The 13,934-nt window shown below is 69.7% G+C and carries 17 protein-coding genes; 4 read left to right on the forward strand and 13 right to left on the reverse strand.

The window, feature by feature from the left end:
• Window positions 1-86: 86 nt before the first annotated feature.
• From AB0J16_RS27620 to AB0J16_RS27670, 11 genes are all read right to left on the reverse strand, one after another.
• Entirely contained in the window at window positions 87-935 is an 849-nt protein-coding gene (locus AB0J16_RS27620; RefSeq protein WP_358544623.1) for a hypothetical protein, read from the reverse strand.
• A 45-nt stretch (window positions 936-980) separates the two neighbouring features.
• Window positions 981-1,133 (reverse strand): hypothetical protein, encoded by a 153-nt coding sequence (locus AB0J16_RS27625; protein WP_358544625.1) that lies wholly within the window; start codon window positions 1,131-1,133, stop codon window positions 981-983.
• Window positions 1,134-1,303: 170 nt separating this feature from the next.
• Window positions 1,304-4,471, reverse strand: a complete 3,168-nt coding sequence (locus AB0J16_RS27630) for an amidohydrolase family protein (protein ID WP_358544627.1) — start codon at window positions 4,469-4,471, stop codon at window positions 1,304-1,306.
• A 128-nt stretch (window positions 4,472-4,599) separates the two neighbouring features.
• Window positions 4,600-5,010: an iron-containing alcohol dehydrogenase gene (locus AB0J16_RS27635; protein ID WP_358544879.1), complete on the reverse strand. Its 411-nt coding sequence runs from the start codon at window positions 5,008-5,010 to the stop codon at window positions 4,600-4,602.
• Between the two features lie 53 nt (window positions 5,011-5,063).
• Entirely contained in the window at window positions 5,064-5,297 is a 234-nt protein-coding gene (locus AB0J16_RS27640; RefSeq protein ID WP_358544628.1) for a hypothetical protein, read from the reverse strand.
• Window positions 5,294-6,178: an intradiol ring-cleavage dioxygenase gene (locus AB0J16_RS27645; RefSeq protein WP_358544630.1), complete on the reverse strand. Its 885-nt coding sequence runs from the start codon at window positions 6,176-6,178 to the stop codon at window positions 5,294-5,296. The genes AB0J16_RS27640 and AB0J16_RS27645 overlap by 4 nt, the downstream gene beginning before the upstream one ends.
• Window positions 6,179-6,372: 194 nt before the next feature.
• Complete coding sequence (locus tag AB0J16_RS27650; RefSeq protein WP_358544632.1) at window positions 6,373-6,951, reverse strand: hypothetical protein; 579 nt, start codon at window positions 6,949-6,951, stop codon at window positions 6,373-6,375.
• 49 nt (window positions 6,952-7,000) lie between these two features.
• Window positions 7,001-7,951, reverse strand: coding sequence for an alpha/beta hydrolase (locus AB0J16_RS27655; protein ID WP_358544634.1), 951 nt, complete (start codon window positions 7,949-7,951; stop codon window positions 7,001-7,003).
• 123 nt (window positions 7,952-8,074) lie between these two features.
• The gene (gene rraA / locus AB0J16_RS27660) at window positions 8,075-8,566 is read right to left on the reverse strand and encodes a ribonuclease E activity regulator RraA (protein ID WP_358544635.1); all 492 of its coding nucleotides are present in this window, start codon (window positions 8,564-8,566) and stop codon (window positions 8,075-8,077) included.
• Window positions 8,567-8,641: 75 nt separating this feature from the next.
• Entirely contained in the window at window positions 8,642-8,875 is a 234-nt protein-coding gene (locus AB0J16_RS27665; protein WP_358544637.1) for a tripartite tricarboxylate transporter permease, read from the reverse strand.
• The gene (locus AB0J16_RS27670) at window positions 8,770-9,237 is read right to left on the reverse strand and encodes a tripartite tricarboxylate transporter permease (protein WP_358544639.1); all 468 of its coding nucleotides are present in this window, start codon (window positions 9,235-9,237) and stop codon (window positions 8,770-8,772) included. Before AB0J16_RS27670 ends, AB0J16_RS27665 begins: the two co-directional genes overlap by 106 nt.
• Between AB0J16_RS27670 and AB0J16_RS27675 the strand changes: the two genes are divergently transcribed.
• The 4 genes from AB0J16_RS27675 to AB0J16_RS27690 all read left to right on the forward strand — a co-directional run bounded on the left by AB0J16_RS27675 (window position 9,203) and on the right by AB0J16_RS27690 (window position 12,247).
• Window positions 9,203-9,436: a helix-turn-helix domain-containing protein gene (locus AB0J16_RS27675; protein WP_358544641.1), complete on the forward strand. Its 234-nt coding sequence runs from the start codon at window positions 9,203-9,205 to the stop codon at window positions 9,434-9,436. The genes AB0J16_RS27670 and AB0J16_RS27675 overlap by 35 nt on opposite strands.
• Window positions 9,437-9,603: 167 nt before the next feature.
• Window positions 9,604-10,437, forward strand: a complete 834-nt coding sequence (locus AB0J16_RS27680; RefSeq protein ID WP_358544643.1) for a type II CAAX endopeptidase family protein — start codon at window positions 9,604-9,606, stop codon at window positions 10,435-10,437.
• On the forward strand, window positions 10,434-11,588 hold the full coding sequence (locus AB0J16_RS27685) for a histidine kinase (protein ID WP_358544644.1): 1,155 nt from the start codon (window positions 10,434-10,436) through the stop codon (window positions 11,586-11,588). The genes AB0J16_RS27680 and AB0J16_RS27685 overlap by 4 nt, the downstream gene beginning before the upstream one ends.
• Window positions 11,585-12,247, forward strand: a complete 663-nt coding sequence (locus tag AB0J16_RS27690; RefSeq protein ID WP_358544646.1) for a response regulator transcription factor — start codon at window positions 11,585-11,587, stop codon at window positions 12,245-12,247. The genes AB0J16_RS27685 and AB0J16_RS27690 overlap by 4 nt, the downstream gene beginning before the upstream one ends.
• 46 nt (window positions 12,248-12,293) lie before the next feature.
• Here AB0J16_RS27690 and AB0J16_RS27695 read toward each other — a convergent pair whose 3' ends face one another.
• Together AB0J16_RS27695 and AB0J16_RS27700 are read right to left on the reverse strand one after the other, a co-directional pair.
• Complete coding sequence (locus tag AB0J16_RS27695) at window positions 12,294-12,698, reverse strand: hypothetical protein (protein WP_358544648.1); 405 nt, start codon at window positions 12,696-12,698, stop codon at window positions 12,294-12,296.
• Window positions 12,699-12,730: 32 nt separating this feature from the next.
• The gene (locus tag AB0J16_RS27700; RefSeq protein WP_358544649.1) at window positions 12,731-13,861 is read right to left on the reverse strand and encodes a DUF6745 domain-containing protein; all 1,131 of its coding nucleotides are present in this window, start codon (window positions 13,859-13,861) and stop codon (window positions 12,731-12,733) included.
• Window positions 13,862-13,934: the final 73 nt, after the last annotated feature.

Below are 13,934 nucleotides of genomic sequence, written 5' to 3' on the forward strand. Positions count from 1 at the left end.
GGACACTAGATCGCCCCACCGACAAACCGGCGTGCCGTGATTCGAAGAGTTCGCGTCGCCCACTCCGGCCAGGGTGCCGACAGGTGTTACAGCAGGGATCCGGCCAGCGGGATGTTCTGTGTCCGCAGGGCACCGGTGACCAGCCGGGCGATCCGACGGGCGCCGTACGCCTCGAAGTGGGTGTGGTCGTTGCAGAAGAACTGTCCGACCGGCCCCGAGGTGTAGTCGCCGTTGTTGGGGCACAGGCCCAGCGAGTTGTAGTAGTCGACGCTGAGGGTCTGCAGGTCGATGATCGGTGAGCCGGTGGCGACGCCGGCGGCGGTGGTCTGGGAGACGAAGCCGCGGTTCTTGACCGCGGTGCTGCCCGAGCAGGTGATGGCCGCGACGGCGGTGAGCAGGATCGGGTGGGCGCCGCGATCCTTCGCCGCCTGCGCCATCATCGTCATCAGCGCCTGGTAGCGCGCGGTGCCGACGTGGCGCGGGCAGGTCGTCGAGCTGTCGTTGATGCCGAACTGGATGAACAGGTAGTCGCCTGCCTTCATGCCGGTGAGCATCTGTTGCCACCGGGAGGAGTAGGTGGTGGAGCTGAGGACGCACTCGCCGTTCGAGCCGATCGTGGAGGTCACGTTCCCCTCGTAGAGCCAGGTCTGGATGCTGCGCCCGGCGACGGCGAGGTTGTCGACCACGATGTTGGTGTGGAACAGCGAGTCGAATTCGGTGGCCCAGCCCACGGGGCAGGTGGAGCTGGGGTTGGCCATGGTCGAGTCGCCGGCCATCCAGACGGTGGTCGTCGCCACCGCGGCGGTCGCGGCCGCGTTGGCGACCCGGGCAGTGCACCCGGTCGCGCTGGTCACCGTGGCCGAGGCGGGGCTCGGGGCGGCCAGCGACAGGGAAGCAACCAGGGCAGAGACGATGGATAAGAGGACCTTACGCATGGTTTCTCCTGTCACCTCAGATGGCGGACTGTGGGCGCGGCTGAGTCAGCACCAGGACAGCAGGGAGGTGTAGCTCGGCAGCGAGATCCGGGCGCCGGCGCTCATCGTGCCGTTGCCGCGCACGACGATTCGGATGGGCTGGCGGCGTGGCGTGCGTCGCTGGAGATTCCAGTCGGCATTGTGAGCGCTAACATTCAAGGGAGTAATCCCTTCGTGGGCGCCATTGAGGGATAGCGGTGATGGCACAGAGCAAATATGACGCCGCCGAGGCTTGTCAATTGCGGTGTCAGATCTCCGGCCCCGGCCGATCGCGAAGGTCTTCTTACCGGGCATTGCCCCGCTCACGCGGGGCGTACCCGATGAAAATTTCAGTGGTCGTGGCAGCAGGCGACCCGGGCTGCCTCAAGCTCGGCGGGGTCGTTCCACCAGTGGCTCGCCGCGCTCTGGTGGACGGGGACGCGGGCCTTGACCTTGCCGGAAGGCGCGGAGGCCGCGGGTGTCGCCTGGTCGGTGGTGGTGGAGGACGGGAAAGGCGCGAGGAGCTGCTCGACGGTGTGGTGTCTCCCGCCGACGACGACGGCGGTGACGTTGGCGGCGTCCTCGATGCGGGACAGCGGATCGCCGTCGATGATGGCCAGGTCGGCGTACATCCCCTTGGCGATCCTGCCCAGCGGGAGGCCGAGGTAGGCCCCGGACGTGCTGGTCGCGGAGGTGAGCGTTTCCCGCGGCGTCAGGCCGTACTTGACCATGGCGCGCAGGTTCATGTGCAGGCTGATCCCGAGGTGATCGATCGGCGCATCGGTGCCTGCGGTGACCACGCCGCCGCCGCGGATCATCGCCGTGAGCTGCGCGACCTGGTTGGCGAGGTTCGTCCGGATCACCTGGACCGCCGTCGGGTCGGCGGTCTGGGCCGTGGTGACCGTCGCCCGCAGCGCGGCCATCCGCCAGTTCGGGTAGAGCCGGCGCACTCGTTCGTCGGTGACCAGCGAGGTGTCGTCCCGGTAGAGGGTCGAGGAGTTGAACAGGGTGGGGGTTCTGGCCATCTTCGAGGCGTTGAACATGGCGATGACGTCCGAGTAGGCGGAGCCGACGTTCGTGACGGTGCGTGAGTAGCCGAACCGGTTGGTGGCGCCGACGTGCTCGGTCTGGTCGCCGCCCATGGCGATCGCCGGATAGTGGTAGTGCGAGCTGACCGGCTTGCCCTGGCGGTGGGCCCAGTCGATGACCTCCTTGTGCCAGACGACCGGTAGCCGTACGTAGCACTTCACCATGTCGTAGTCGAGGGCGGCGGCCCGCCGCAGTTCGAGCAGCAGCTGGTCGTGGGAGTATGTCGGGCGCATGAAGTTGTAATAGATGCGCGGCCCGTCGACGGCCTCGCCCGTGCTCAGGTAGCGCGGTGCCAGCCGGGCGCCGGACTGCACCGACTCGCGCTCCTCGACCATGTGGTACGCCGGTGAGCCAGGTGAGCGCGTCGTGGTGACGCCCAGGGCGAGCCACAGCGGACCCTGTCGCGAACCGTACGCGTAGCCCTGCATCTCACGGTGATGGTGGATGTCGATCAGGCCGGGCATGACGAACCTGTCGCGGGCGTCGATCCGGGTGCCGGGCCTGCCGTCCCGGTGCGGTTCGATCGCGGTGATGCGCTGGCCTCGTACGATGATGTCGACGTCGCGGACGACGCTCTTGGAGACGCCGTCCCACATGCGGCCGGCGTGAATGACGACCTGATCGGGGCCGGTGTCGTTGCGCCAGGTCAGCTTCATCGGAATCGACCGGGCGGGCTTGCCGTCGAGGCGCACGCTCTTGAGACGTCCCTCGTTCAGGTAGAGGAGCGTGGCCGAGTCGCCCGCCCAGACAGGGGCGTCGGAGACCTCCCGGGTGACCTGACGGGCGCTGCCGGTGGGCCGTCCGGTCTTGTCGACGGGCAGGACCCACAGGACCGACTCCATGGCGAAGGCGAGCATGGTGCCGTCAGGTGACCAGACGGGTCCGTCGTCGCCACGGGTCTGCAAGGACCGGTGTGGCGCGGGGTCGATGTACGTGCCGGCACCCGTGGCCCGGTCGACGAGCAGGATCTTGGACAGCCCCTCACGGTAGCGTCGTGAGTACGGCACCACCGCGGCCAGCGCGAGAGTCTTGCCGTCGGGTGACCAGGTCGGGCGGCCTGGTTCGAAGGTGGCGTCGAAGATCTTCTGGATGTCGCCGGAGGAGACGTTCACCGCCCACAGGGCGCCGTCCTGGTCCAGGTAGGCGATCTCCCTCCCGTCGGGTGACCACCGGACCGACAGGGCGGCCGAGTCGGTCAGGTGAGTGATCTGCCGGTCGGCGCCGGTGCTCAGGTCGCGGGCCCAGATGTTGAGGGTGCCGGTGCGGTCGGTGACGAAGGCCAGTTGCCGCCCGTCCGGGGAGAAATCCGGGTCGGCTTTCCACCAGTGGTCACGGAAAAGCGGTTCCGGCGTGCCACCGCCGCGCATCAGATAGATGTCGTTGAGCGCGCGGAAGGCGATGGCGGACCCGTCCGGGGACACGGCCGGGCTGCCGATTCCGACGACGGGGAATGACCCGGGCTCGTCGAATACGCGGACCTTCTTCTTGTACTTCGGCGTCGTCGTCGTCAGCGCGGCGGTGAAGCCGATGGTGCCGACGGACGCGGAGTTGAGGCGGCGGACCTTGATGGTGCCCGCTGAGGTGTAGTAATAGCGTCCGTCCGGGGCGAACCGGGCACGGAACGGGAAGACCTCCTCGCCACTGACGAGGGTGCCCGCGGTGCCGGCCAGATCATTGGCGCCCGAGTGGAAGAGGTGGTAGGCGAGGTCGGTGCCGTTCGGCAGCCAGGACGGCTGGTGAATGACCTGACCGGCCGGGACCGTGACCGCGGTGCCGCGCGTGCCGGTGGCGACCTCGATGACGTCGATCCTGGTGTCGGCGACGACGAACGCGACCCTGCTGCCATCGGGTGACCAGGCCGGCTCGTACTCCTCGGCGGAGGTGTCGGTCAGGACGCGGGTCGCTCCGGTGGCCACGTCGAGCAGGTGGATCCCGTAGCTGCCCCCGGCGTCGGAGGAGTAGGCGATGGTGCGCCCGTCCGGGCTGTAGCGGGGCTCGCGGTGATCGTATGGGCCGGTGGTCAACTGGGTGATCGCGGACCCGTCGGGCCGGATCGTCCACAGGTTGAAGACACCGTCGCGGTACGACTGGAACACGATGGTGCCGCCGTCCGGGGACCAGTCAGGCTGGGCGATGTCGTACAGATCGCTGGTGAGCCTGCGGGCGGTGCCCCCGGAAGCGGAGCAGACCCACAGGACACCGAGCAGGTCGAGGGCGAGCAGGCGGCCGTCGGGGGAGGGCGCGACGGCGTAGTCGGTGCCGGAGGCTACGGCTGTCTTGCCGGCGTTGTCCGCTACGCCTGCCCTCGCCGGCGCGGCTGGGGCGAGCAGGGCGGCACCGGCGCCCACCAAGACGGCCCGGCGGGACGGGCGGGACATCGATCCGGAGGCGGAGGTGAACGCGTCGGGAGAAACCGGCGAGTGAGACATGGGGGGATTTCCACTCCACTATTCACGCATGGTCAGGTGGCCGTCGAGCAGAGGCGGGCTGACGCGTTCAGTGAGGGCGGAGGGACCTGGTTGACCAGAGTGCCTGCATAGGAATGTACATACGTCGGTCAACAGAATTGGTCAAGAGGAGCCGGCGGCTCAGCCTGAGGAGGCTCGCCCGCCCATGCGGTACGCAGGAGTTCGGTCAGAGCTTCCGCGGTGACCTCGACCGGGTTGGCGTACGGGTTGGCGAGCACCTCGTCGACGATCCGGGGGATGTCCGTCTCCGCCATTCCCAGCTGCCGCAGCGACCGCGGGGCGCCGAGTTCGCCGGCGAGCTCCCACAAGTGGCGCGCCGGGTCCGGGGTGCCGCCGAGCGCGCGGCGCAGCGCGGCCACGGCCTGTGGCGCGCCCGGCTGGTTGTAGGGGAGGACGACCGAGTGCGTGGGGGCATGGGGAAGGTTCAGCGTCTCGCCGAGGCTGTGGCACAGCTTGTGATGCAGCGACATCGTGGTGGCGCCGAGGCAGGCGCCGCTCAGCCAGGCTCCGTACTGGGCGTGCTCGCGGGCTTTGAGGTCGCCGGTGTCGCGTACTAGGGCGGTAGAGCGGTGGTGAGGGCTCGGACGCCCTCCTCGGCCATCAGCGAGATGATCGGGCTGGTGTCGGGCGCGTCGGCGATCGTCCGGCCGGTGGACTCCTGCTCGGGGCCGCAGAGGACCAGCGCCCGCCGGTGTCCCAGGTGCTCGATCTCCTGGGGCAGCGACTTCACGGCGCCGACGCCGAAGACCACCCGCATCGGCAGGGCTTGGTAGCTGAACGGGGTCACGGCCGGGGCTCCTCAGGTCGGAGCACCACGTCGAAGTGGACGGTACGGAACGGGTTGGGCAGACCGGCCTCTGCCGCCCGGGCGGGGTCGTCGATGGTGGGAAACTCGCGTACGAGGCTGTCCTTCACGCCGAAGACCGCGTCGGAGTCGATGTAAGGCGTGTCCGCGACGAACAGGTGGGTGACCAGGGGCCGGAAGCCGGTGGCCCGGACGTCGAAGTGCACATGGGCGGGCCGGTTCGGGTGGCGCCCGGTCGCCTGGAGCAGCCGGCCGACGGGCCCGTCGGAGGGGATCGGGTAGTACCGGGGCACGATCGACCGGAACCAGAAGCGTCCCTCGTCGTCGGTGGTGAACAGCCCGCGCAGGTTGCGCTCGGGTTGCCGCTCGGGCTGCTGAACGTCGTAGAAACCGTCCGCGTTGGCCTGCCACACGTCCACGGCGGCGCTGGGCACGGGAGTGCCATCAGTTGCCCTGACCGTGCCGGTGACCAGGCACGGCTCGCCCTTCCCGTCCAGCGCGATGTCGGCGCCGAGCGCACGTGGTGGCGACTCGACCACGTGGAACGGCCCCTCCACGGTCGACTCCGTGGCCTCGCCCGCACGGTTGTTCATGGTCTCCACCAGCATGGACACGCCGAGAACGTCGGACAGCAGGATGAACTCCTGCCGGAGCGGCGTACAGGTCTCGCCCACCTCGGTGAGGAAGCCGATCGCCGCCGTCCACTCCTCGATCGTGGGCTCGACGTCCTTGACGAACGCGTGCAGGTGCCGTACCAGCGAGGTCATGATGTCGCGCAAGCGCGGGTCCGGAGTGTCGGCGAAGGTCGCGGCGACGATCTCGGCGGAGTGCTCCTCGCTGAAGTGCGCCGCAAGTGCGGTCATGTCGGTTCGATCCTCACGTGATGATGCGAACTAGTATTCCGGTTAGCAACTTGAGGTTGTCGCTACACTTTCGCAAGCGGCTACAACCACGCGGCCGAGCGCGACGCGCTGGTCGCCGACTGGTTCGCCGACCACCTGATCTCCGGATCCTGAGGTCCTTCACCCGGCAGGTGATCGACGGGTGGCAATGCGGGTCACCACGGGTCCGAGCCGACCCAGCCGTACCAATGCCCGGTGAGATGCCGGTAGGTGTCGTCGGCCGTCTCCTCCGGCTCGCCTATGGGGAGCAGAACGAAGTTCGTGTTGCTGCCGAAGGCCCATTCCTCGCCGATTAGGCAGACGCTGCCGGGAACGTATTCGCCGTCCTCCGACCGGGGGTAGGGGAATGCGTCGCATATCCGGTACAACCCGAGCCATCGGCAGGAGATGTTTTGTTGTGTCTCGGCTGTCACAGTTCGGGCGTAGGCCTCCATGCTCGGTTTCGAGATCGTGAACCGCAGCCAGAAGGGCGCGTCCGCCACGAGCGCCACCGTGACGCCCGCGACGATGAACCAGGGCGTCATCCAGCGCCCTAACCGGCCGTACGCCGTGCCGTTGCCGGCCGCCGTGGCGTAGCGGACCGTCCAGATGATCAGCAAGGGAAGCCCGACGAAGAAGACGAGCAGGAACATCTCGATGATGTACCAGTAGGGGACGCTGGCAAGGTACAGAATGACGCACGCCATGGCCGAGAGCACGGTGAGGAACAACCATCCGGGCGGCTTGCTGATCATGCGTCACCATAGCGTCCCCGGCTCGGGGGGAGCGGCCCGGGTGCGGGTGTCAGGTCGTGCCGAGGGCCTTACGCAGGACATGGATGGCCTGTTCGACGGCGCCCGTGGTGGCGGCGGTCTGCCGGAGCGGGTTGAGCATCATGAAATCGTGCAGGATGCCGTTGTAGCGCAGGCTCGTCGTACGCACTCCGGCCGCCAGGAGCTTGCGCGCGTACGCCTCGCCCTCGTCCCGCAGCACGTCGTTCTCGTCCACGATCACGAACGCCTCGGGCAACCCGGTGAGGTCCTCCAGGCTCGCCCGCAGCGGCGAGGCGGTGATCTCCGCGCGCCGGTCGTGGTCCGGCAGGTACGCGTCCCAGAACCAGGCCATGGCCTTCGCGGTCAGGAAGGGCCCGTTGGCGAACTCCCGGTAGCTGTCGGTGTCCTGGGCGGCGTCCGTGACCGGGTAGTAGAGCGACTGGTGGACGAACCTCACATCGCCGCGCTGCTTGGCCAGGATGGCCAGGGCGGCCGTCATGTTGCCGCCGACGGAGTCGCCCGCGACCGCGAGGCGGGCGGCGTCGAGCCCCTCGGCGGCACCGTCCCGGGTGATCCAGCGGGCCGTGGCGTAAGCCTGCTCGATCGCCACCGGGTAGCGCGCCTCCGGCGAGCGCTCGTACTCGACGAAGACCACGGCGGCCTTCGCCCCGACGGCCAGCTCGCGGACGAGCCGGTCGTGCGTGCCGGCGTTGCCGAGGATCCAGCCGCCGCCGTGGACGTACAGGACGACGGGCAGCGCGCCGGTGGCGCCCGGGGGCTTGATGATGCGGACCCGTACGTCCCCGACCTCGGCCGGTACGGTGATCCACTTCTCCTCGACGTCGAGCTTGTCGATCGGGGCGGCCTGGATGTCGTCCAGGACCTTCCGGGCGCCCTCGGGGCCCAGTTCGTACAGGAACGGGGGCTTCGAGGTCGCGTCCGCGATCTCCTGCGCCGCCGGCTCCAGAATGTGCTCAGTCATGAGACGTCCCCCCTGGTCGTCATGGATGCTCGAGCCCCCCGGGCTCACGTACCCGCAATCCGGGGGCGAACGCACGGTCATCGTGACCCTTGCCAAGGAGGCGTCTCATTGACCCGGCGTAACTCACGAACCTCCCGCGGAGATCTGGGCGCGTGTCACGAGGATGCCGTCGTCATCACTGAACAGCTCGGCCCCTGGATGGAAGGTGACACCGCCGAAAGCGACAGGGATGTCACGCTGGCCAGTGCCCTCCTTGCCGCTCTTACGTGGATTGGCGCCCAGCGCCTTGACGCCCAGGTCCAGTTCACGCAGGGCGGCGACATCTCGTACCGCGCCGTTGATGACCACGCCGGCCCATCCGCTGGCGACGGCCAGGCCGGCGATGATGTCACCCATGAGGGCGGTGTGCAGCGAGCCGCCGCCATCGACCACCAGGACGCGTCCCTCGCCGGGCTCCCCCAGGACGGACTTGAGCAGCACGTTGTCCTCGTGGCAGCGGACGGTGACGACCGTGCCGGCGAAGGCCCGGCGGCCGCCGTATTGGGAGAGCTGAAGGTCGCAGGAGTCGAGCTCGTCGCCCCGCTCGTCGTAGAGGTCTGCGGTCACGATGGTCACAGCGCGGCCTTTCTGCGAATCGGCGAGGTGCCAGTGGTGAATCGCCGCCGCTGACACCCCGCCGTTGTGGTTTGGTCAAGACGGTGCTCTGGTCAGCGTAGGTGCCCATATGCGGGCATCCGGGCGAAACGCCTGATCAACGGCCAGATGAGGATGATGGCGTAGATGCCGAAGCCCGAGCAGTCCGAGCACGAGCAGCAGGATCAGGTCGAACGGCTGGGCATTGATGGCATAGGCGCCCATGGAGGCGAAGAACAGGATGCCCGCGTACAGGTAGGGGCGCGGGATGCGCAGCAGCCTGGCCCACACGGGCGCGAGCGGCAGATTGAGGACGAGCTGGCGCCGTGGCCGAACTCCTCCGGCCGTTTCTCGGTGGCGTACGACAGGAAGGTAGGGAGCTCGGCGCCGCCGGCGGGCAGGGCGCCGAAGGGGAAGCCGAGCGCGGTGCCGCGCAGCCAGGGCTTCCAGGAGCGCCGCCAGTCCTCCGCACCCATCCACGGCCGTCCGACCGGGACGACGGGGACCGCCTTGCGGCGCAGGTGCGCGGCGACCCACAGTGCCTCGCCGACGGCGAAGATGCCGACGGCGACGAAGGCCAGCAGCATGATGGCGAAGTAGTCGGGACCGCCGAGGCTGATGGCGAAGCTGACCACGAAGGGCGGGACGAGCACGAGCGCCAGCAAACGAGCGCTCCGCGAGACCGGCGGCACGCTGTCGGCCACCGAATGCGCCGCCCAGGTGGGCATCTCCCGAGTCAGCGCCCGCCGCTACCTCGAACACCTCACCGCCATCGGCCAGGTCGAGGTCTCCCTGCGCTACGGCGGCACCGGCCGCCCGGAACGCCGCTACCAGTGGCACCACCCAGCGTAAGACGGTCTCAGGAGGCCGTGGAATGGCAAGCGCGCTCGTCCCCCGTGCGAGCTACCCGCGAGTGTCCACTGCGCGGTGACGATTCCCGGTCGTCGGATCCCTAGCGTTCTCGACGTAGCCGCGGCGCTCCGGTCGCGGAACTCAGGGAACCTCTCAGAGGAGTCGTCATGCGGCTGTTGAAGCAGCTCGTGGCCGTCGCGGTGGTCGCCTTCGTCGGCAGTCTGGGTGTGGGCGCGGTACAGGGGAACGCGTTTCTCACCCTGGTGCTCGGTGTCGCGACGGCCGTGCTCGCAGTGTTCGTGTACGCCCGGGTGGTGCGGTGGTCCGAACACCGCGAGCCGGTAGAGGTGGCCGCGAAAGGTGCCCCCACCGCCGTCGGCCGAGGGGCTCTGGTCGGTATCGGGTTGTTCACGGCTGTCATCGTGAACATCGCCCTCATGGGCGGCTACCGGGTCGACGGCGTTGGCTCGGTGGCGGGCGCTGTTGGAATGGTCGGGTTCATGGCCGCCGCCGCCGTGACGGAGGAGCTGCTCTTTCGCGGCATCCTGTTCCGGATCGTCGAGGAACGCACCGGCACGTGGATAGCGCTGACGCTGACGGGTCTGGTGTTCGGCATGGCGCACCTGTTCAACCAGCACGCCAGCCTGTGGGGCGCGCTCGCCATCGCTATCGAGGGCGGTGGCATGCTCGCCGCGGCGTACGTCGCCACCCGCACCCTGTGGGTGCCGATCGGCCTGCACTTCGGCTGGAACTTCGCCGCGGCCGGCATCTTCAGCACCGAAGTCTCCGGCAACGGCGCGACAGAAGGGCTGCTGCACGGGGTGACGTCAGGTCCGGCCCTGCTCACCGGTGGCGACTTCGGGCCGGAGGGAAGCCCGTACTCGGTCGTCTTCTGCGTGCTGGCGACGATCGCGTTCATGTGGCTGGCCCGCCGCCGCGGCAACCTGGTCCCTCGCCGGCGCGGCGCCCGGCCCGGCACGACCGCTACGCTCTCCCAGTGATCGGTCTCCATCGGGTCCCGGATCTGTGGCGGCGGTGTGACGTCACGGTCCGGGATTCTCCGCTCGCGCTGTTGTTGGCCGTCGCGTCGTTCCTGCCGGGGTTGCAGAGTGCCGGGACGCAGGTGGGCGACATGCCGCTCCGCCCCTACGACGCGCTGGCCGTCGTGGCGGTCGCCCTCCAGAGCCTCCCGATCGGCGTGCGCCGGCGGTGGCCGGCCGTCTGTCTCGTCCTGGTGTCGCTCGGCTTCGCGCTCGACCAGCTGCGCGGCTACCACGCGTTGGCGGGCACCGGGCTGCCCATCGCGCTGATGAGCGCGGGCGCCCATCTGGAGCGTCACCGTCGCGTCATCGTGGTCCTCCTCTCCGTGGCGTACGTGCCGCTGGCGGTCGCGCTGGACCGGCCCGGCGGGCCCGAGCGGCCGGAAGGATTCGTGCTGTTCTACCTGGCGCTGGTGCTCGCTTGGGGCATGGGGGCTTGGCTGCGCTCCACCCGGGCCGCCGAGGCCGAACTCCGCCGCCACGTCGCCGAGGCCACTCGCACCGCCGAGCGCACCCGTATCGCCCGCGAACTTCACGACGTCGTGACTCACCACGTGACGGCGATGGTCGTACAGGCCGAGGCGGCCCGCTACCTGACCGCCGTACCCGATCGCCTCGACGAGACGCTGAGCGCCGTCACCGACACCGGCCGGCGGGCCATCGCCGACCTGCGGCACCTGCTCGACCTGCTCAACCCCGGCCACGACACCGACTTCAGGACGCCGTCCGTCGGCGAGCTTCACACGCTCGTGGAGCAGACGCGCCAGGCCGGGCAGCCGGTGGAGTTCACCGAGGAGGGCCGGCCGGCGGAGTCGGCCGGCAGCGCCGAGTTCGTGACCTACCGAGTCGTGCAGGAGGCTCTGACGAACGCCCTCAAGTACGCCCACGGCAGCCGCACCGTGGTCCGCGTGCGCTATGGCCGGAAGGAGATCAGCGTGGAGGTCAGCACCGATGGTTCCGGCGCACGGAGGGGCTCTCCTGGTGGGAGCGGGCGGGGTCTCGCCGGGCTCCGGGAACGGGTCGACGCCCTGGGCGGCGAGTTCAGCGCGGACCGGCCCGCGGGCGGCGGCTTCGTCGTGCGGGCACGCGTCCCCGCGGGGAGCCCGTCGTGAGCGCTCCGGTTGTTCGGGTCCTGATCTGCGACGACCAAGCGCTGATCCGTACCGGGTTCGCGACGATCATCGGTGCGCAGCCCGACCTCGAGGTGGTGGGGGAGTGCGGGGACGGTCGCGCCGCGGTCGACCTCGCCCGCCGGCTGAAGCCGGACATGGTGGTGATGGATGTGCGGATGCCGGTGCTCGACGGGATCGAGGCGACCCGCCTGCTGGCCGGTGCCGGGGTGGCGGATCCGATCAAGGTGCTCGTCGTGACGACGTTCAACCTGGACGAGTACGTCTACGAGGCGCTGCGCGCGGGCGCGAGCGGGTTCCTGCTCAAGGACGCCCCACCGGCGCAGCTGCTGAGCGGCATCCGCACCGTCGCGACGGGTGCCGCGCTACTGGCACCCGAGGTGACGCGGCGGCTCGTCGGCAGGTACGCGTCGCGGATCCGTCCCGCCGAGGACACCCCTGACGGCATCGCGCTGACCCCGCGCGAACTGGAGGTACTGCGCCTCATCGCCGATGGCCTGTCCAACAGCGAGATCGCCGCGACCCTGGTGATCAGCCAGGAGACCGTCAAGACGTACGTGTCGCGCATCCTCACCAAGCTCGACCTGCGTGACCGCGTGCAGGCCGTGGTCTACGCCTACCGCAGGGGTCTGGTGACCTGAGACGCACCACGCGAGATGTGACGACATCGGGCCAGAGGCGACACCCTCAATCGGCGACGAGCCGGGCTTCGCCGGCCTGCTCGCGCTGGCGCCGCAGCTCGTAAGTGCCCGGTGCGATGCCGGTGAAGGCGTGTTCGGGGTGCGCGAGGTAGGCGGTCGCCCCCTCTGCGACGGTCAGCACACCGAGCACCATTCCACCGCCGAAGCGCTCCGGGCTGAAGAACGCCTTGCCGGTGGCGAGCAGGAGGTGGGTGTTGGCCTCGGCCTGGCCGCGGACGATCGGGACGCCGGTCTCGGGGACGGGGGTGCGGGCCGGATCCCGGTTGGCCGGTACGACGGCGACATCGCCCTGGAACTGCAGGCCGGACAGGACGGGGATCTCGGCGTGCCGGTCGAGGTGCTCGTCGATGGTGACGCCGAAGGTGGCGATGGCCTGTTCGATGGTGGGCATCTTCTCGGGCTCCTTTGCCGGTGGGCGGAGGGTCAGGATCGTCGTTGTGCCGTGATGTACTGCGCGGAGGTGAGGCCGTAGGTCCAGGCGGCGGCCTGGATGGGGTCGGTGCAGTCCGCGGGGACGGTGAGGCCGAAGCGGCGGCGGGTGCCGTCCCGTTCGACGGTGCCGTTGGTGCACAGCAGGACCCGCACGCGTGTGGCGTAGATGTCCGCGGGGACCTCGTGCAGGGTGAGGGTCTGCCCGGGGTTGCCGGGGTCGGGTACTGCGGGGCCGACCTGGGCAAGGCGGGCCTCGGTGATGAAGCGGTCCCAGCCGCGACGTTCGATGGCACAGCGGCGGATCTCGACGTTGGTTTCGCGGAGGATCTCGTCGGCGGTGAGGGTGTCGTCGATGACGGCTCGGGTGACGTGCGTACCGTGCCAGAAGTACAGCCCGAACCCGTCGGCCCAGACGGCCGTGGGGCCGTCGGCGCGGTGCGGCCGGTGCATGGCTCCGGCGCCCTCGCCGACTTGCTCGAGGTACAGCTCGGCCGGGCGCGGACAGAGCATGACAAAGTCCCGGAAAGGCCACCACCACCAACCGGCGCCCTCCAGGTGGGCCCGCCACAGCCGGCGCACCTCGCCGCGGATCGTATCCTGCCGCGGGCCGCCCACCGCCGCGTCCACCGCCGCCCCCACGGCCGCTTCCGACGCCGTGGCAAGCGTGGCCAATGCGCCGGTGGGCACATTCCGGCTCGTCGGCGGTGCCGGCTCCTCGCGGGCAGGTGTGGCGCGCGCACTTTCCCGCATCGCCGCGGCCATCGCGGAGCCCATCGTCTCGGCGATCTCGGTGTGCAGGGCGGTGGCCGCCGCGCCGTGCACCGGATCGCTCACCGCGCCGTCGGCCGCGACCCGGACCGCGGCGCGCACCGCGTGGCCGACGGCCTCACCGGCGGTATCGTCCACCGCGCGGTAGACGGAGTCCAGGACGCGGTTGTTGCGGTGGCCGGTGCTCAGACAGGCGGCGATCGGTGCGGCGAACGCGCCGACGAGCGGTGAGGACACCCACACGACCCGTTCGGGGAACGGGAGCCCGATCTTCTGGTAGCAGGCACGGGCCGCGGACTCCCACGCCCGCCTCTCGGCGGCGGTGTCGTCCCGGCCGCACTCGGCCCGGGGCATGCGCTCCGCATCCCGATCGTCGGCTGCCGAAGGGGCTGAACCCGGTGGATTCACGGTGGAGACCTCCAACTGA

This window comes from Nonomuraea sp. NPDC049750 (assembly GCF_040659625.1).
Taxonomy (GTDB): domain Bacteria; phylum Actinomycetota; class Actinomycetes; order Streptosporangiales; family Streptosporangiaceae; genus Nonomuraea.